Origin of the sequence: Myroides injenensis M09-0166 (genome assembly GCF_000246945.1) — a bacterium.
Taxonomy (GTDB): domain Bacteria; phylum Bacteroidota; class Bacteroidia; order Flavobacteriales; family Flavobacteriaceae; genus Flavobacterium; species Flavobacterium injenense.
In genome coordinates, this window is sequence record NZ_BAEX01000079.1 from 1 (window position 1) to 17,116 (window position 17,116).

18 protein-coding genes are annotated in these 17,116 nt (G+C 31.3%); 11 read left to right on the plus strand and 7 right to left on the minus strand.

Annotated elements, in window-relative coordinates; translation table 11 throughout:
- Nucleotides 1-228 precede the first annotated feature (228 nt).
- The gene (locus RH98_RS12015; protein ID WP_010255111.1) at nucleotides 229-888 is read left to right on the plus strand and encodes a phosphatidylserine decarboxylase family protein; all 660 of its coding nucleotides are present in this window, start codon (nucleotides 229-231) and stop codon (nucleotides 886-888) included.
- 69 nt (nucleotides 889-957) lie between these two features.
- Here the strand turns inward: RH98_RS12015 and RH98_RS12020 are convergent, their stop codons facing one another.
- Nucleotides 958-1,716: a class I SAM-dependent methyltransferase gene (locus tag RH98_RS12020; RefSeq protein ID WP_010255113.1), complete on the minus strand. Its 759-nt coding sequence runs from the start codon at nucleotides 1,714-1,716 to the stop codon at nucleotides 958-960.
- 335 nt (nucleotides 1,717-2,051) lie between these two features.
- Here RH98_RS12020 and RH98_RS12025 point away from each other — a divergent pair, with 335 nt between their 5' ends.
- Nucleotides 2,052-3,653 carry an ATP-binding cassette domain-containing protein gene (locus RH98_RS12025; protein ID WP_010255116.1) on the plus strand — a complete coding sequence of 534 codons (1,602 nt, stop codon included), beginning with the start codon at nucleotides 2,052-2,054 and terminating at the stop codon, nucleotides 3,651-3,653.
- 56 nt (nucleotides 3,654-3,709) lie between these two features.
- Here RH98_RS12025 and RH98_RS12030 read toward each other — a convergent pair whose 3' ends face one another.
- A complete protein-coding gene (locus RH98_RS12030) occupies nucleotides 3,710-5,971 on the minus strand; it encodes an ATP-binding cassette domain-containing protein (RefSeq protein ID WP_010255118.1) in 2,262 nt (753 codons plus the stop codon).
- Between the two features lie 135 nt (nucleotides 5,972-6,106).
- Here RH98_RS12030 and RH98_RS12035 point away from each other — a divergent pair, with 135 nt between their 5' ends.
- Genes RH98_RS12035 through RH98_RS12045 form a run of 3 tightly spaced genes read left to right on the plus strand, consistent with a single transcriptional unit; the run spans nucleotide 6,107 to nucleotide 8,168 of the window.
- On the plus strand, nucleotides 6,107-6,469 hold the full coding sequence (locus RH98_RS12035; protein ID WP_010255120.1) for a winged helix-turn-helix transcriptional regulator: 363 nt from the start codon (nucleotides 6,107-6,109) through the stop codon (nucleotides 6,467-6,469).
- Between the two features lie 7 nt (nucleotides 6,470-6,476).
- Entirely contained in the window at nucleotides 6,477-7,142 is a 666-nt protein-coding gene (locus RH98_RS12040) for a hypothetical protein (RefSeq protein WP_010255123.1), read from the plus strand.
- Between the two features lie 54 nt (nucleotides 7,143-7,196).
- Complete coding sequence (locus tag RH98_RS12045) at nucleotides 7,197-8,168, plus strand: alpha/beta fold hydrolase (protein ID WP_010255126.1); 972 nt, start codon at nucleotides 7,197-7,199, stop codon at nucleotides 8,166-8,168.
- Between the two features lie 43 nt (nucleotides 8,169-8,211).
- Here RH98_RS12045 and RH98_RS12050 read toward each other — a convergent pair whose 3' ends face one another.
- Nucleotides 8,212-8,580 (minus strand): GNAT family N-acetyltransferase, encoded by a 369-nt coding sequence (locus tag RH98_RS12050; RefSeq protein WP_081498628.1) that lies wholly within the window; start codon nucleotides 8,578-8,580, stop codon nucleotides 8,212-8,214.
- Nucleotides 8,581-8,682: 102 nt separating this feature from the next.
- Nucleotides 8,683-9,144, minus strand: a complete 462-nt coding sequence (locus RH98_RS12055; protein ID WP_010255131.1) for a GNAT family N-acetyltransferase — start codon at nucleotides 9,142-9,144, stop codon at nucleotides 8,683-8,685.
- A gap of 98 nt (nucleotides 9,145-9,242) precedes the next feature.
- On the opposite strand from RH98_RS12055, the gene RH98_RS15470 reads away from it, so the two are divergent.
- Nucleotides 9,243-10,115 carry a GNAT family N-acetyltransferase gene (locus RH98_RS15470; RefSeq protein ID WP_010255132.1) on the plus strand — a complete coding sequence of 291 codons (873 nt, stop codon included), beginning with the start codon at nucleotides 9,243-9,245 and terminating at the stop codon, nucleotides 10,113-10,115.
- Between the two features lie 53 nt (nucleotides 10,116-10,168).
- Here the strand turns inward: RH98_RS15470 and RH98_RS12065 are convergent, their stop codons facing one another.
- Both RH98_RS12065 and RH98_RS12070 read right to left on the minus strand, forming a co-directional pair.
- Nucleotides 10,169-10,750 carry a porin family protein gene (locus RH98_RS12065; protein ID WP_010255134.1) on the minus strand — a complete coding sequence of 194 codons (582 nt, stop codon included), beginning with the start codon at nucleotides 10,748-10,750 and terminating at the stop codon, nucleotides 10,169-10,171.
- 159 nt (nucleotides 10,751-10,909) lie between these two features.
- The gene (locus tag RH98_RS12070) at nucleotides 10,910-11,557 is read right to left on the minus strand and encodes a porin family protein (protein ID WP_026038885.1); all 648 of its coding nucleotides are present in this window, start codon (nucleotides 11,555-11,557) and stop codon (nucleotides 10,910-10,912) included.
- A gap of 185 nt (nucleotides 11,558-11,742) precedes the next feature.
- On the opposite strand from RH98_RS12070, the gene RH98_RS12075 reads away from it, so the two are divergent.
- The 3 genes from RH98_RS12075 (at nucleotide 11,743) to RH98_RS12085 (ending at nucleotide 15,403) form a co-directional block, all read left to right on the plus strand.
- Complete coding sequence (locus RH98_RS12075) at nucleotides 11,743-13,530, plus strand: ABC transporter ATP-binding protein (RefSeq protein WP_010255140.1); 1,788 nt, start codon at nucleotides 11,743-11,745, stop codon at nucleotides 13,528-13,530.
- A 643-nt stretch (nucleotides 13,531-14,173) separates the two neighbouring features.
- Nucleotides 14,174-14,830, plus strand: a complete 657-nt coding sequence (gene ribB / locus RH98_RS12080; protein WP_010255143.1) for a 3,4-dihydroxy-2-butanone-4-phosphate synthase — start codon at nucleotides 14,174-14,176, stop codon at nucleotides 14,828-14,830.
- 9 nt (nucleotides 14,831-14,839) lie between these two features.
- A complete protein-coding gene (locus tag RH98_RS12085) occupies nucleotides 14,840-15,403 on the plus strand; it encodes a Crp/Fnr family transcriptional regulator (protein WP_010255144.1) in 564 nt (187 codons plus the stop codon).
- 326 nt (nucleotides 15,404-15,729) lie between these two features.
- Here the strand turns inward: RH98_RS12085 and RH98_RS12090 are convergent, their stop codons facing one another.
- Complete coding sequence (locus RH98_RS12090; RefSeq protein WP_010255147.1) at nucleotides 15,730-16,224, minus strand: hypothetical protein; 495 nt, start codon at nucleotides 16,222-16,224, stop codon at nucleotides 15,730-15,732.
- 302 nt (nucleotides 16,225-16,526) lie between these two features.
- Here RH98_RS12090 and RH98_RS15315 point away from each other — a divergent pair, with 302 nt between their 5' ends.
- Together RH98_RS15315 and RH98_RS12100 are read left to right on the plus strand one after the other, a co-directional pair.
- On the plus strand, nucleotides 16,527-16,838 hold the full coding sequence (locus RH98_RS15315; RefSeq protein WP_262491731.1) for a replication/maintenance protein RepL: 312 nt from the start codon (nucleotides 16,527-16,529) through the stop codon (nucleotides 16,836-16,838).
- A gap of 85 nt (nucleotides 16,839-16,923) precedes the next feature.
- Complete coding sequence (locus RH98_RS12100; RefSeq protein WP_010255151.1) at nucleotides 16,924-17,112, plus strand: hypothetical protein; 189 nt, start codon at nucleotides 16,924-16,926, stop codon at nucleotides 17,110-17,112.
- Nucleotides 17,113-17,116: the final 4 nt, after the last annotated feature.

Consider the following 17,116-nt stretch of genomic DNA (forward strand, 5'->3'; position numbering starts at 1 on the left):
ACACGTAGTATAATCTACAGATTGGTTCGAATCCAGTAGGAACCTCAATATTTTGTATTATATAGTTAACATTATTTTAAAGTCTGATAAAGTAACAACAAGGTTCCTTGGCCGAGAGGATAGGCTAGATTACGCAATAATCTATAGATTGGTTCGAATCCAGTAGGAACCTCAAAAATAAAGAGCCAACATTGAGGTAAGATTAATGCAAATTTAAATTTGAAGTGAATGAAGATACATAAAGAAGGCAGAAAGACTATATTATTAACTTTAGTAATATGGTTAATTGTAAATTCAGTAGTTTATACCTATTTCAGTAGTTATTTAATTATAAGTGGATTACTAATAAGCTTAACGACAATTATTGCCATAATAATTGTGTGTTTCTTTAGAATTCCAAACAGAATACTAATAGAGGATGATAATCTTATCTTAGCACCTTGCGATGGGGAAGTAGTAGTAATTGAAGAAGTAGAGGCTGATGAGTTCTTTAATGATAAACGCCTTCAAGTATCAGTCTTCATGAGTGTTTTCAATGTGCATGTTAATAGAAACCCTATAGAAGGGAAAGTAATTTATAGTAAATATCACAAAGGTAAAAACTTAGTAGCTTGGCATCCAAAATCTTCTACTAAAAATGAACGTCATTCCGTAGTGTATCAACATGAAAATGGCAAATTAGTCTTAGCAAAACAAATAGCAGGTGCTTTGGCTAATCGTATTGTAAACTATTTAAAAGTTGGTGAAGTCGCAAGACAAAATAAAGAAATGGGATTTATAAAGTTTGGTTCTAGAGTAGATTTATTATTACCACTAGATACTATAATAGAAGCTAAGCTAGGAGATAAAGTCAAAAGTGGAATATCAGTTATAGGCAGATTTAAATAAATATAATTAAGAAACCCTCAGTAGATAATAATATCTATTTGAGGGTTTTAACTATTATTGAATTATAGATTAGATCGCTTCAAATGTAATAGTATGTGTTTCGCTATCTAGTGCTTGTGCATACTTATAGTTACTTGAGCAACTAATAGTTGTAAAACCAGCTAGTTTTAATGCTAATTCAAATTCTTTTACGCCCCAGAAACGCAGTGCAAATAAGTCAAGTTCTGTTTGGATTAATCCCTCATCATTTGTCCAATGTTCATATCGTAATTGAGAGATTGTCTTTTGATTAATATAATCTACCTCAACTCTAGATTCAGTTAGAGTCAAGAGTCCTTTCTCAATGTTCCACTGTCTAGCATTCATTGTTGGTTCTGCTAATGCAGACAAAGGAGATAAGTCAAGAATTAATCTACCTCCTTCATTTAGTGCATTTTTAAAACGCTTTAGAACTTCAATAGCCTCATTGACATCTGTGATAAGTTGAAATGAGCCAGCTGGAATAATAATAGCTTCAAATTTTTGTTCAAAAGAAAAATCGTCAAAACGCTTTAATTGTAAGGTGGTATTTAGAGATCGTTTTCTTAATTCTTCTTTACAGTAATTTAGCATTTCAGTAGAGGCATCAAAACCAAATACATTTAGACCTTTTTCTAGTAAAGGAAGTAGAATACGACCATTGCCAACAGCAGCTTCTAGTATTGGACCTTTGATATCTTTTAATCTTTCATAGTAATATTCTATATCCCCAAAACTTCTACCAATAGGTTTATCTAGATGGTAAACCCAAGAGGCTAAAGTGCTATAACGGTTAGTTAAATTATTCATTCTGTATGTTTTTTGTGATATTGAGAGCAAATATAATATTGCTATTGAATATTTCAAATTTGTAGTGATCACCAATATTTTATAATTTGAAATAAACTTTATACTTTTGCGGAAGTATTAACGAAATATAGTCTGAATGTATACATCTAAGTAATAGTTGGTTTGTTAACCAACATATAGAAGATTGAGAAATCTTAGTGAGTGGTTAAAATCATTATCAAATTGATAATCATATCGATTATCTAATACTTAGAATCGTGTATATATAATATTCATTGACCGTGAGGAGTGGTGTACGGGCCACATAATTATTATTCACATCAATTAATTAGACTATGAGTATAGTTATAACAAACTTATCTTATCAACATCCTGATAAATCTTTACTATTTTCCAATCTTAATCTCATTGTAAATACAGGTGAGAAAGTTAATCTAATAGGTAATAATGGTACCGGTAAAAGTACCTTACTGAAACTAATAGCAAGCGAATTATCTTATAACCAGGGAGATATTAAGGTAAATGGAGATTTCTTTTATCTAAAACAGAATAACCATTATAAAGATAATATCACTATAAAGCACATCCTAGGTGTAACTCAAAAATTAGAAGCTTTAGATGAAATAACAAAAGGTTCTAGTAATCCTAAGTATTTTGATATTCTCAATGATGATTGGGATATAGAAGAGCAAATTAAGGTAGCCTTAAATTATTGGGGATTAAATAATATCTCATTAGATACATTCTACCATACTCTAAGTGGTGGACAACAAACAAAAGTACAGTTTGCAGCACTAATGCTGTGTAAAGCATCTATATTGTTATTGGATGAGCCTACCAATCATTTGGATTGGGCTACACGCAAACTTTTTTATGACTTTCTAAAAAAATACAACGGAACCGTATTAGTAGTTAGCCACGATAGAACTTTACTTAATCAACAAACGACAACTCTAGAACTATCGTCTATAGGTATTAGAAAATTTGGAGGAAATTATGATTTTTATAAACAGGAGAAAGAAGGCATGCAAGCTAGTCTAGAGCAAAAATTAGATCATCTATCGAAAGAAATAAAGCAAGCAAAAGTTGAAGGAGAAAAATTAATAAAGCAGCAGGTAAAAGAAAAAAGTCAAAATAAGAAGAAAGAAAAAAAAGCGGGATTACCAAAAATTGTGATTAATACGCTAAAGAATAAAGCAGAAAATAGTGCTGCTAAATCAAAAGAAATTCTTCAGCAAAAGGCAAATGATCTACTAGGGGATAAAACTGCTTTAAAACAGCAGATAATAGCAAATAGGGTAATAGATATACGCTTTCCAAATAGTCTTTTTCAAAATGATAAGGTACTGTGGATTGCAAATGATATCAATTATAAATATGAGCATAGCAAACAAAATGTATTTGAGAAGAACATGAGTTTTACAATTAAAAGTGGAGATAGAGTACTTTTAAGTGATGCTAATGGTTCTGGTAAATCTACTATATTTAATTTATTACTCCAGAAGTTAACCGTGACTAATGGTATATTAGAGAAGCGTGATTGTACGGTAGTGTATCTAGACCAATTTTACTCTCTTATTAATGGGGAACTTACAGTATCAGAACAATTGTTACGTTTTAAGAATGATTCATATACTGTTGAGAGGCTAAATAATTTATTATTTCAGTACGGTATCCCTGTGGAGTTGTGGAACAATAAGATTGAAAGTTTAAGTGGGGGAGAGAAATTAAAAGTTTCGCTTTGTTGTCTATCTGTTTTATATCCAGCTATAGATGTCTTATTATTAGATGAACCTACAAATAATTTAGATATACAAGGAATGAATAACCTTACGCAGGCATTATTAAATTATAACGGTACTTTAGTAATTGTTAGTCACGATCAATCTTTTATAGAGGAATTACAATTAAATAGAGAAATTAGATTAGGCAATTAAACCAAATTATGAGTTGAGGTTGGATCATTTTAAACTAATGTTCCAACCTCTTTACTTTAGTGTTTTATATATTCTTTTAGACACTTTCCTGTTAATGATTTTTTGTCATTAATAACTTCGTTTGATACTCCTTGATAAATAATACTTCCTCCTTCGCTACCACCACCTAATCCTAAATCAATTATCCAATCTGATTGACTTATTACATCTAAGTTGTGTTCAATGATAATTACAGTATTATTATCAGCTATTAAATGATTAAATAGCTTTATCAGCTTTTCTATATCCGTCCCGTGTAAACCTGTAGTAGGTTCATCGAACAGATATATATTCCCACTTTTTTCAAGCTCTTTGGCTAATTTTAATCTTTGTAATTCCCCTCCAGAAAGTGTATCTAATGTTCTACCTAGTGAAAGATAGGAAAGACCTACTTTTTTCATTAATAGTAAGGGTTCAATTATAGTTGATTTTTTAAATATACTTACTATTTGATCTATCGTAAGTCTCATGATCTCTGAAATATTGTAACCAAGATATCTATAGGATAATGCTTGTTTTGTAAATCCTGTTCCACTGCATTGTTCACAAACTGTTTCAACAGTTTCCATAAATGCTAAATCTGTTTTTATAATACCTTTTCCTTTACATAATGGACATCCTCCAGTAGAGTTATTATTAAGTAAATTATGGCTAATATGATTGGCATTTGCTATTTCTTTTCTTATGTTCTCTGCTATATTCAAATACGTCATAATACTAGATCTCGAACTACTGTGTATAGGAGATTGATCTATATACACTACATTATTTTGGCTCTTTAAGATATTCTTAGTTAATGAGCTTTTACCTGATCCCGCAACACCAGTTATTGCAGTTAAATAATGAAGAGGAATACTAATATTAATGTTTTTTAAATTATTAGTAGTAAGGTTATTTAAATGGATAAATTTAGCTTGCTTATCAATACTACTCTTTTTTAATGTTTTCTCTTTTCTGAGATATTGCCCAGTCAATGTATGGGATGCTTTTAAACCTTTGTAATCTCCCATATAGCAAATTTCACCACCATTAGTGCCTGAATGAGGACCTATATCTACAATATTATCGGCAATTGCAATAACATCTGGATCATGCTCTATAATTAGTACTGTATTTCCTTTTTCTTTTAAATTAATAAAGATGTTGTTAAGTTTAGTAACATCATGGGGATGAAGACCTACACTTGGTTCATCAAAAATATATATTAAACCAGTTAAACTGCTTTTTAAATGTCTCACTAGTTTAAGACGCTGTGCTTCACCACCAGAGAGAGTGGATATTTCGCGGTGTAGATTTAGATACCCTAGACCTATGTCTATTAATGATTGTAATATATCTTGTAGTTGTAATAGTAAAGGTACAACTGTTTCATTATGTACCGTTTTAATAAAACTTAATAGTTCTACAATTTCTAATTGACAGCAATCCGCTATATTATATCCATTGATTTTACATTTTAGTACAGTGTCATTTAATCTACTGCCATTGCAATGATTACAAGTAGATATTTTTGTTACTTCTTTAAATCTTTTGGCATTTTTACCCTGAATTTCTTTTGACTCTTTCTCTATAAAACTTCTCTCAAATCGCGGTATTATACCTTCATATACACCAGTCTTTGGAAAACGCTTATCAGCATTAGGGAGTTTAATATTATCTAGGTATAATAAATTATAACATTCTTCGTCAGAATAGTCTTTTAGTTTTTTGTCATTATCAAATAATCCAGAATACACATATCTTGTCCATCTCCAACCTTCTGGTTCAAATGTTGGAAACTTAATGGCTCCCTCATTTAATGATTTATTTTTATCTAGTAGAGCATCAATGTCAATAATCGTAGTTTTACCCAATCCTTGGCAATAAGGGCACATTCCTTTCGGATTATTAAAAGAAAAATCAGAAGCATATCCTGTAAATGGTTGTCCTACTCGTGAAAATAATAATCGCAGTTGTGTATAAATGTCAGTCATTGTTCCAACTGTTGATCTAGCATTTCCTACAAGTCTTTTTTGATCGATTATCATTGAGACATTGAGGTTTTCTATACTATCTACATTAGGTTTTTTGTATTGAGGTAAACGATGCTGAATAAAGGAACTATATGTTTCATTTAGTAACCGTTGTGATTCTGCTGCAATGGTTTTAAAAACCAAAGAGCTTTTGCCTGATCCTGAAACGCCAGTAAAAACTGTTATTTTATTCTTTGGAATAACAATATCTATATTTTTAAGGTTATTTTCTTTTGCTCCTTTTATTATTAGTGATTGAGTTTCCATGTTGAACTATTTTAATGTAAAATTAAAAGGACTTTTTATACATGTCAATTAGTGATAAATTAATGATATAGTGATAAAATTGTCGCTATATGATGCTGAATATATTACTTTTGTTATTTATCAAAACTTTATAATATGTTTACTATAAAATCCAAAGAAGAATATGAAAATTGTAGCGTGAGACTTGCTATTGATATTCTTGCCAAAAGTTGGAATGTTTGGATATTACTAGAGTTAGAATCTGGAGTATTAAGACCAAGCGAACTTCATCAAATTATATCTATAGCCCCAAAGCGTGTATTGACTAAGCAAATAGGCGAATTAGAAAAATTAGGACTACTTAGTAAAAAAGTATATCCTGAAGTGCCATTAAGAGTAGAATATGAGTTAACAGATAGAGGACGTGAAATGCTTTATGTAGTTAAGCAATTACAACTATGGGGAGATAAACATAAAAAAGATATCATTGCAAAAATGAGTATTAAAGATACAAAATAGTGGTAGAATGAGCTGGAGTGCTGATCAAATATACATGAAGGTTAATCCTGAAGTGATAACATATCTTTCTGATATTGCAGATTTAAAGAAAGGGTTATTTATTGTTAATCACTTGGATGGAATTAGAAGTGATTGGACAAGAGATGTTTTCTTTAATGATGATAACCATAAATCCAGTGGCGTTAAGCATGGATTACCAGATGAAGGAATGTTAGTTATTAATCCTTCCTTGTATCGTACGGGATATGATACAAGAAATAATGAGTTTTATGAGAAGTATGCTTTATATACAGAAACGAAATGGGACTTTGTAGATGAGTTAAATATTGAACCTATAGTTTTCTCTCTTGACTTTTCTGTACAGCAGTGCAAGCTATTTGGTTTTCTAAAGTTTTTGAATGAAAAGTTTAATACGCCAATAGTTTATTATACTTGCAGCATGTGGGCAGGTGATATAGAGGAAGAGGTAGCTATTGTATTTGACAAAGGAATTAGTATCTATTATTACGATCCAGAACATGAGGTATATAGAGAATTAATAGAAACAGAAAGCAAAATTCTAACTACTACAACAGCTTTACAAAAAGCATTGAGTACATTGGGCCTATACTTGCCAACACATTTTTTTGCACTTCATGAGACTTCATTTAATTGGGAATTATATAAGATATAGTAATAGTATTATTTATAAAGTATTTTATTAACTAGTAATTTAAAATAAGACAAAATGAATTATAATAGACTTATTTGTTTAAAAAGGTTAGTTATAGGTTTAGCTTTAGGAGCTTTTCTTTTCACTGATATAAGTTATGGTCAGAATATTTCAATAAATAAAGAAATTACCAATACTTATTCTTTTGAAGATAATACCTCTCTTCATTTAGTAGATATTGGAGATGGAGGATTAGCCGTTAGATATAAGAAAGGAGTAGGTACGCCAATTGTATTTGTACATGGCTCCTGGGATGACCACCATTCATGGGAAGAAGTAGCAAATTATGTAGCCACTGAGTTAAAGAATCCTATTATTCTTTATGATCGCAGAGGACATAGTGCTTCAACGCCTGATAAAGAGCAGGGTACAATTTCTCAAGATGTTAATGATGCTTTGCTTCTTATAAAACAACTAGGCTTTGAGAAAGCTCACTTTATAGGACATTCTTATGGAGCTAATATAGTAGTAGAATTAGCTAATCAATATCCTGCGGTGACAGAAAGTATTGTATTATATGAACCACCTATTTTTGGTCTTTTAAAAAATAATGAAGAGTATAAGGTAGTAGGTAAAGAAGTAAAGGATGCAATGGCTAGTGCAAAGGAGATGCTTGAGCAAGGAGACATTGAACTAGGAACAATTCACTTTATCGAAGATGTAGCTTTTGGTAAAGGCAGTTGGAAGAATATCTTCGACGACCGTGCTAGGAGTACTATGTTAGCTAGTTACCGCACATGGGTAGATCAAGCAAATGATCCTGAAAGATTAAATATTAAACCTGCAAAGTTAAAAGATTTTACAGGGCATATAACTGCAATAAAGGGTAGTGAATCAATACCAGTTTATCCTGGTGTAATCGATGAACTATATAAAATAGATAACAGAATAAATGTTCAAACTGTCCAAGGTGCTGGGCATGGTGGATTAGTGTCTCATCCGCAAGAAACAGCAAATATTATTGTAAAGCATTTTGAAAATTTATAAAACAACTAAAGAAAGAACAAGCTTTTGGCTTGTTCTTTCTGTGTTATAATTTTGTGCGCATTGAAATGGAGTAAGGCTCAAATTCTTCTCGTTTGTATAATTCAAAGGCTTTTGTGTTTTTCGCAAGAACATTTAACTCTAGATAGTCAGCGCCATTCTCTCTTGCCCAATTTTTAATAGTTTCTATTAATTGTTTACCAATACCTTGCCCTCTATAATCTTCATTTACTACGATATCCATTAAATATCCATTAGTTAAAGGTACAAAGCAATCGTATGGAGGAGATGTTTGCATTTGTCCTATTGCAAAGCCTTTCACAATATCATTTTCTTCATAGAGATAACCTATGAAACCATCTTGTTGGTTAACAATTTTATCTAAGAAATCTTCTTTCTGAAAAGTAGATTGTATGTAATCTGGTTTAACTTAGATAGGCTAGTAAATAGCGTATGATACAAGTTATTAATTTGCTGTAAATCTTCCTTTTTAAATGTTCTAATCATCTTATAGCACTTAAATTTTATATCGCATTACAGTATGGACAGGTTCAAATTCTTCTTTTAGATATAAATCATAAGCTTTGCTGTTCTGCTTTAACACAATAAGTTCTATGTAATCTACTTTTTTGTCCTTAGCCCAATTTTTTACAGCATCAATCAGTTGTTTGCCTATTCCTTTTTTTCTGTATTCTTCCTCTACGAAAATATCTGCAAAGTTTAGATAACGATGAGGTATAAAACATTCATAAGGTAGAGTTTCTTCTATAAATAAAGCAACCATTCCTATGAGTTGATTATTATCTATTGCGATAATAAATTCCCAATCTTCTCTTTCTATAACTTCTTCTAGAAATGATTTATCTGGAGTAGCATCGGCAAAGTAGTAAGGTTGATAGTCATGCATTGCCTTAAATTGCTTGCGATAAAGCAATTGCAGTTGAGGTAAATCTTCATAAGTAGCTGTGCGTATTATCATAGTAGAAAATTAAAAGAAAACTAAAGTACATAAATTTAAGGAATGTCTACAAATGAATATAGAATTGTTATTTTTGGATTTGTAAAAATATATGCCTAATGAAAAGTATTACAATTGAGCTAGCCTCTGTGCTAGATTGTGAATTATTAACGCAAACTGCTATTGCCTCAAAACGATATTGGGGCTATTCAGATACGTTGATAGAACAATGGAAAGATCAATTGACAATAACGGAAGAAAGTTTTGCAAATACTAAAATATTTAAATGCTTTAACGAGGGGGAGTATATTGGATTTTTTGCTGTGAAAGACAAGAAAGATTATATGCATCTTGATCATCTATGGCTATTACCATCTCATATAAAGAAAGGCTATGGTGCTCAAATAATGAATAGAGTAAAAGATTATGCTCGTCAGAGCGGGAGTCGATATATAGAGGTTTATGCTGATCCTAATTCTAATGGTTATTACGAAAAGCAAGGAGGGCAAGTTATTCGCCAAATTCTTACGTGCGTACCTGGTAGAATGATGAATATTTATTATCTACCTGTTGTTGATGAAAAGTGGAACCCCTTAGCTACTGCTGGATTAATAGTAATTGAGAATGGCAAGTTACTACTTACCTACAGTAATAATAAAAAGGCATGGTACTTACCAGGGGGTAAAGTTGATAGTGGAGAGAATAGTAAAGAAGCTCTTATTCGTGAAATAGAAGAGGAGTTGTCCATTCGTCTCGATGAAAATAGGTTATTCTATCTCACTCATATTGCTGCTCCAGCGTATGGTGAAAAACTCAATATTATGATGGAGCAAGACTGTTATTTATATCAGTTAGAAAAAGAAGTACTAAAAGCTTCTAATGAAATCGGAGGGATACAGTATTACACTCTGGAAGAATATAAAGAGGAAGAAATACAAGTACCGGGAGTATTAATGGTATATGAATATTTAAAATATAAAGGTTTATTTTAAAACAAAAAGCTTGCAGTGATGCAAGCTTTTCTATTTTTAATTAGAATCTAAAATTAGAATTTATATCCCACTGATATTTGGAATACTCCATTTTTAGCTTTTATTTCTTCTCCTTCAACTTTTTTGAACGTATTTGTAAGACCTACATTATAGCGTGCGTCAAAAAATACTCCTACTGGCAATTCATATCCAGCTCCAAAGTTTAAGCCAAAATCAAAACCTTTAACGTTGTCTTTAATATCCTCTCCCTCAATTTTTCCTTTAACATTAAAACCAAGTTGTGGACCTGCTTGAATATTTAACCCTTCCCAAACATAGTATTTAGCCATAATAGGGATGTTAATGTAATCTAACTTCATTTTAAGTTTTTTTGATCCAAAACCAAAGTCAAATTTACTTTCAGCTCCTTGCGCAGAATATAAAAGTTCAGGTTGAACAGAAAACTTCTCATTAATAAAGATTTCAGCTACAGCTCCTACATGAAAACTTGTAATAGAAGAAGTACTTGCATCTGATCCAGTAAGATTTGCTATATTCAAACCAGCTTTAGCTCCAAATTTCACATCTGGTGTTTGTGCATTAGCTGCAAATCCAAATGCTAGAGCAGCTACAATTGATAAAGTAATTTTTTTCATAAAAGTGATTGTTAATTTTTAACAAATATAAGTTTTTTTTATTAAACTGATACTCATAATGCTATCTGATAACGCTAATTATTGAAGAAATCAATAAAAATAGGGATAAAAAAAGCTTGCATCACTGCAAGCTTTTCTATTTTGACTAGAATCTAATACCTAGAATTTATATCCAACAGATAATTGGAATACTCCATTTTTTCCTTTTACTTTTTCGCCTTCTTCTTTTTTAGCTACGTTAGTAAGACCTATGTTGTAGCGTGCGTCAAAAAATACTCCAATAGGTAATTCATATCCAGCTCCTACATTTAAACCAAAATCAAAAGTCTTCATTTGATCTTTAAAATCTTTTGGCATATTTTCATTGATATAATCTTCTATGTTACGTCCATCAACAGTAAAATCATTTATCTTATTTTTTGCTGACGTTAAAAATCCAAATTGTGGTCCTAATTGAATGTTCAGCCCTTGCCATACATAATATTTTGCCATAATTGGGATGTTGATATAATCCATTTTAGATGTCATATCTATTTTAGTATTTTCTCCAATGAAAGAAAAAGATCTATCAATTTTAAAACCTTGTGCAGAGTATAAAATTTCTGGCTGGATAGAGAACTTTTCGTTAATGAAGATTTCTGCAACTACTCCAATATGGAAACTTGTACGTGACGAAGTATAGTCAGCGTCTGTAATGTTAGAAACGTTTAATCCTCCTTTAGCTCCAAACTTAATATCTGGTGTTTGTGCGTTGGCAGCAAATCCAAATGCTAGGGCTGCTACAAGGGATAAAGTAATTTTTTTCATAAAATCAATTGTTATATTTAAGCCAAAAGTAGTTTTCTTTTTTATATAAATCAAACATGCTTAACACTTGTTTTTATATATTCTAAATAATTTAGTGCTATTTAATGACATATTGTGACTTTAGTAATTTTAATTTATTGATTTAAATCAAATGTTTTTATTTAGAACTAATCTATCTTTGTACTATGAATTTGTTTAGAGTAATTAAGAAGATTAAGCCCTTTGTATTACCCTATAAAGGGTTAATAGTAGGCACATTAATATTAACCGCGGTAGGAGCATTCGCTGTTCAAGTAAATGCAATTATCCTGCGCAGAATAGTAGATGAACTTACAGAAGTAGTTAATGGAGTTTTAGATCTTCACTGGGGATTTAAAATGCTTATTATTTATAGTATTATTTTAATTGTAAAGGAGATAATACTTGCTTTTATACAATTTGGTCAAAAGTTTTATGGCGAAAAATTGCGTATTTACGTTTCTAGGGATATTTCGCAATTAGTAGTTGATAAAATATTGACTTATAGAATGGCTTTCTATACATCAGATGATAATGACAGTGGAAAACTACAGACGAGAATAGATCAGGGAATAAGTAGTATTACTAGATTAGTGCAAAATTTCTTTATCGATATACTGCCTTTATTTGCGAATGCTATCGTTGCATTGATACTTATTTATAGTGCTAACGTTTATGTTGGTGTAGTAAGTACTGCAATGATTCCGCTATATTTTTATGTTAGTCAGTTACAAGCTACTAAGTTAAAGGGATATAGACGTAAGATGCGTAGTTTTCGTGAGAATAAGAATAATGGAATTATATCATTAATTAATTCAATAACAGTTATTAAATCCTTTGTAAGAGAACCCTTAGAAGCTAAACGTCATGAGGATATACAATTTGAGATGACAGAAAATCAATTACAAACTAGAAGAATGAGCTTTGTGTTTGATGCTGTAAAGGGGTTTATTGAGCAATTTGGTTTAGTGGTTATTATACTGTTAACAGCCTATTTTGTACTAAAAGGAGAAATGACAGTAGGTGCAATTATGTTTCACGTTTTATTATTTAATAATGTTACTGCGCCTATACGACAATTGCACCGTATCTATGATGATGTGAATGATGCCATGATTTATTCAGAAACTTTTTTTGAAATTATTGATGCTAATGAGGAAGTAGAATCTACTGGAAAATATATACCAGATGAGGTGAAGGGTAAAATAGAGATTAAGAATGTTTCGTTTGATTATCCAAACGGTACTCAGGCACTTAAAGAGGTGTCAATGACAATTGTTCCAAATGAGACTACCGCCTTGGTAGGATTAAGTGGAGCAGGTAAGAGTACTGTGATTAATCTGTTGGATAAGTTTTATGCCCCGACGCGAGGTGAAATTTATTTAGATGGGATTGATTTAGCGGATTATGATACTAAAGAATTGCGTAAGCATATAGGGCTAGTACTACAGAAGAATCATATTTTTCAGGGGAGTATAGAAGAGAATATCCGTTATGGAAATCCTGAGGCAAGTTTTGAAGAAGTGGAGTTAGCTGCTAAGAAAGCTTATATCCACGAGCAAATAATGGATTTACCACAAGGATATGAATCTGATGCGAGATTATTATCTGGTGGTCAGCAGCAGCGTATTGCTATTGCGCGCTTGTTTCTTAAGGATCCAGCAATCATCTTTTTGGATGAACCTACTGCGAGCTTAGATGCTATTGCTACTGAGCAGATTAAAAAGAGTTTAGATGCGATCAAGGAGAATCGTACCGTAATCATAGTTTCTCATAGTATTTCTCAGATTATAGATGCTCATAATATTATCGTGATGGAGAAAGGTAGAGTAGTAGAGAGTGGGCAACACGAAGTATTGTACGATAACAAGAGTACCTATTATGAGATTTTTTCAGCGATGGCAAATAGTCTTAATTTAGATAAGATTTCACAAACGTTAAACCACGAAGATTAAGGTGAAATAATATTATTTGTTGTGTATGTAAAGTAAGGTCTATAGTTAACGCTATAGACCTTATTTTTTTTTAGCATTATTCAATAGTTTTCTATCATTAACGATTTAAAGATCAGTATCTTTGCAATGTTAATCAGTGTTCTAACTGATGTGCTTAAATACAATTAAACAAATCAAAGTGTGATTCTTATCGCTAAATAACTGTAAAAAAGAAAATACTATTTTCTTTTTTTTTTGATTTTTTTAGCTCCTAATTCGCATTCAATCCCAGTGTCGTTCGAGGACGGTTGCAGTCTTGTTCGGGAACTACCCCGTTTTTGCAATGCGTACCAGCACAATTCCCGAAGCGTGCCCGAACAAAAACCCTACTAACTGTTCTATAATGCTTATTAAGCCTTGATATCACTAGGTTTTACTCAAATTTCAGTATACTGTAAATGTCAAATAATGGTAATTTTAGGTCATTATTTACCCTATCAGTAAATAGGTATAGTGGCTTTGTGTAATGATGCTATTTATCAGTAATTGGATAATCATATTTGTATACTATTCAAATATGAAATAGTGCTCTTTTTATTTTATTGACATAGGTCAATGTTTTAGGTAATCATATACAAGACATTTGACTCACAAAACAAATACAATGAAAGAATTAGAAAATACTTTAAAACAATTTGGCTGGGATAGCCAAGAAAGAGTAGAACAAGCTTTAAGCTTTGTCAAAAGTGGAAAAGGTGTTCTACTATTAGATGATCAAGATAGAGAAAATGAAGGAGATATTATTTTTTCAGCACATTTAATGTCTGAGCAAGATATGGCATTAATGATTCGCTATTGTAGTGGTGTTGTTTGTTTATGTTTGACAAATGATAAGGCAGATGAATTAGAATTACCATATATGGTAGAAGAGAACAGTAGCCGTTTCCAAACACCTTTTACTGTGACTATTGAGGCAGCAGAAGGGGTAACTACGGGATTGTCAGCCGCAGATAGATTAACTACTGTACGTGCAGCTAGTAATAAGAATGCAAAACCAAGTGATTTAGCACGTCCTGGGCACATCTTCCCTCTAAGAGCAAAAAATGGGGGAGTACTTGAGCGCAATGGGCATACAGAAGGGGCTATTGAGTTAATGAAGTTAGCTGGATTGCCACCACAAGCTGTTTTGTGCGAATTGATGAATGACGATGGTACAATGGCTAGATTACCAGAAGTATTAGCTTTTGCAAAAGAGCACAGAATGTCTGTGCTGACAATAGCAGATTTAGTATATTACCGTACTTTTGTAACTGAAAAATAAAATGCTGTGATGAAGCAATTAATAACCTATATACAAGATCGGATAGATGTCAATGATGAAGAATTAGATCGTATTCTTTCTCATTTTCAGTATGAAAAATTAGCAAAGGGAACACAACTAAGTTCATCGGGTTTAAACACTCAAAAACTCTATTTTGTATGTAAAGGATGTTTGCGAATTTTTTATATTAATGAAGCCGGACAAGACTCTACACGTTATTTTGCATTTGAAAATCAATTTGCTACTGCATTGATGAGCTTTATTAATGGTGATGCTTCATCAGAATATTTACAAGCATTAGAAGAAAGTGAAGTATATTCTATTACACATGCTGATTTTTATAATTTACTAGAGTATGTCCCTAAATGGGAGAAGTTCTATCGCAAGTATTTGGAATTTGCTTACGTTAATAATACCAGTCGTTATTTTGCAATGGTGACGATGGATGCTAGCGAACGCTATAAACAGTTGCTAAGTCAAGATCCAATTATTGTAAGGAGATTACCAAATAAAATTGTTGCTTCTTATCTCAATATTTCACAAGAAACTTTGAGCAGAATCAAATCAAAATAAAGGTTTGATTTGAGCTTTGTAATACAATAACCCAATACTATAAATTAGAATTGCTATTCATTATAGTGGCTTACTTTTCTTGATATCGGTGAACGGTAAGCTGCTTGATGAATATTGTAAACTCGTGAAAAGTAGTTGGTTAAAATATAAACTAATTTGAAAATAGAATAACTTAGAATTCAATTAAATTTAATTTCGTTTTTTTATGTGCGATCATTGAAGTTAAGCGCACTATGTATGTTTTTTTAAAGTGAAGAGGTTGTCAAAATTATATTTTGACAACCTCTTTTTATTATTATAAATCGCTTTCAGGTGTAGGGTTTGACTTAGAATCTGTATCGAATTGCAATTCCTAAATCTGCGCGGATACCATCTCTATAAGAGTCATTAAGGTACACTTCTGGTCTAAGGTCAAGAGCAATCTGCAGTGGAATATCAAAATTATATTCAACACCAACAGTTCCTGTTAATAGTCCAAAAGTACCATTGTCAGAATATCTTTTTCCTCCAAAAGATTCACTGTAATTCCACGTTCCAACTCCAGCACCAGCACCAGCAAACCAGTTAAATGAACCTTCGATATTCCATACCCATTGGTATAATCCAGTTACTTTAAATGCGTCAACGTTATTGTGATCTCTCCATCCTAAATCGATTTCTAAGCGATTGTTACGAGTCAATTCACGCTGGTAAGAAATTTCAGTTCCAAGACCGCTATTCCCACCAAATCTTAATCCTATACTGTTTTTAGGAGTTGATTGAGCAAATGCACAAGTTGAAAGTCCAAGCAAGATAGTTGCTGAAAGCAATAATTTTTTCATTGTAATGTTTTGTTTTGTTCTACCGTCCAAAAATAGTGTAAATAATAAGTATTTTCAAACTAAATAGAGGTATTACACCTTTTATGATATTACTAGAACATCTATATAGCTGGGTAGAAACTCAATAGTGAATACTCGATCCTACAAAAAGTTTTATCTCTTTTGTGTAATAATAATTTGATGTAATGAATTAAATAGTAAAGTAATACAAAACAGCTACAAAAACTGACCAATAAGCTTTATTACAAGCTTATGACCCTAATAGTGGAAAAGTATTAGGATACACTCAATTTATTCGTCTAATAGAAGTAGATGAATACCAATTTGCTAAGTTTTATTTGTCTAATTTTAGCACTTTTTTTGATTTAAAACCTCAAGCTATAAAAGTGTTTGGATATATTTTAAATCAATTAATTCTGAATAAAGATGAATTTATTTTTTTAACTGATGAATGTTTAGAATATACTCAGTATAAAAGTTCTACAAGTGTAAGAATAGGATTAACTTCTTTACTTGAAAATGAAATAGTAGCAAGAGGAAGAGCAGATAATTTATACTTTATCAATCCTATGCTTGTTTTTAATGGTAATAGAGTGACATTTGCTAAAACCTAAAAACAAAATAAAGAAAAAGCAAAACTCAATTCACAAGACCCAAATCAAACAAATTTATCAGACCAAATAAAAGAATTTGAAGAAAATGGGGGTAAAAAAAGACGATTTTAGTATGACCTTTTATGAGAATGATTTTAAAAGATTATTTCTTGAATATATACACGATACAAATAAAGCTATTGCTTGGGTAAATGCCAAAGGAATTATTTGGACTCATGCAATGATATATGATCGAAGAACAAGAGTTAAAATAGACAGGATATTAAACCAATAATTAT

Coding starts and splice junctions, on each gene's coding strand:
- RH98_RS12015 (WP_010255111.1), top strand. CDS start 229: ATGAAGATACATAAAGAAGGCAGAAAGACTATATTATTAACTTTAGTA.
- RH98_RS12020 (WP_010255113.1), bottom strand. CDS start 1,716: ATGAATAATTTAACTAACCGTTATAGCACTTTAGCCTCTTGGGTTTAC.
- RH98_RS12025 (WP_010255116.1), top strand. CDS start 2,052: ATGAGTATAGTTATAACAAACTTATCTTATCAACATCCTGATAAATCT.
- RH98_RS12030 (WP_010255118.1), bottom strand. CDS start 5,971: ATGGAAACTCAATCACTAATAATAAAAGGAGCAAAAGAAAATAACCTT.
- RH98_RS12035 (WP_010255120.1), top strand. CDS start 6,107: ATGTTTACTATAAAATCCAAAGAAGAATATGAAAATTGTAGCGTGAGA.
- RH98_RS12040 (WP_010255123.1), top strand. CDS start 6,477: ATGAGCTGGAGTGCTGATCAAATATACATGAAGGTTAATCCTGAAGTG.
- RH98_RS12045 (WP_010255126.1), top strand. CDS start 7,197: ATGAATTATAATAGACTTATTTGTTTAAAAAGGTTAGTTATAGGTTTA.
- RH98_RS12055 (WP_010255131.1), bottom strand. CDS start 9,144: ATGATAATACGCACAGCTACTTATGAAGATTTACCTCAACTGCAATTG.
- RH98_RS15470 (WP_010255132.1), top strand. CDS start 9,243: ATGAAAAGTATTACAATTGAGCTAGCCTCTGTGCTAGATTGTGAATTA.
- RH98_RS12065 (WP_010255134.1), bottom strand. CDS start 10,750: ATGAAAAAAATTACTTTATCAATTGTAGCTGCTCTAGCATTTGGATTT.
- RH98_RS12070 (WP_026038885.1), bottom strand. CDS start 11,557: ATGAAAAAAATTACTTTATCCCTTGTAGCAGCCCTAGCATTTGGATTT.
- RH98_RS12075 (WP_010255140.1), top strand. CDS start 11,743: ATGAATTTGTTTAGAGTAATTAAGAAGATTAAGCCCTTTGTATTACCC.
- ribB (WP_010255143.1), top strand. CDS start 14,174: ATGAAAGAATTAGAAAATACTTTAAAACAATTTGGCTGGGATAGCCAA.
- RH98_RS12085 (WP_010255144.1), top strand. CDS start 14,840: ATGAAGCAATTAATAACCTATATACAAGATCGGATAGATGTCAATGAT.
- RH98_RS12090 (WP_010255147.1), bottom strand. CDS start 16,224: ATGAAAAAATTATTGCTTTCAGCAACTATCTTGCTTGGACTTTCAACT.
- RH98_RS12100 (WP_010255151.1), top strand. CDS start 16,924: ATGGGGGTAAAAAAAGACGATTTTAGTATGACCTTTTATGAGAATGAT.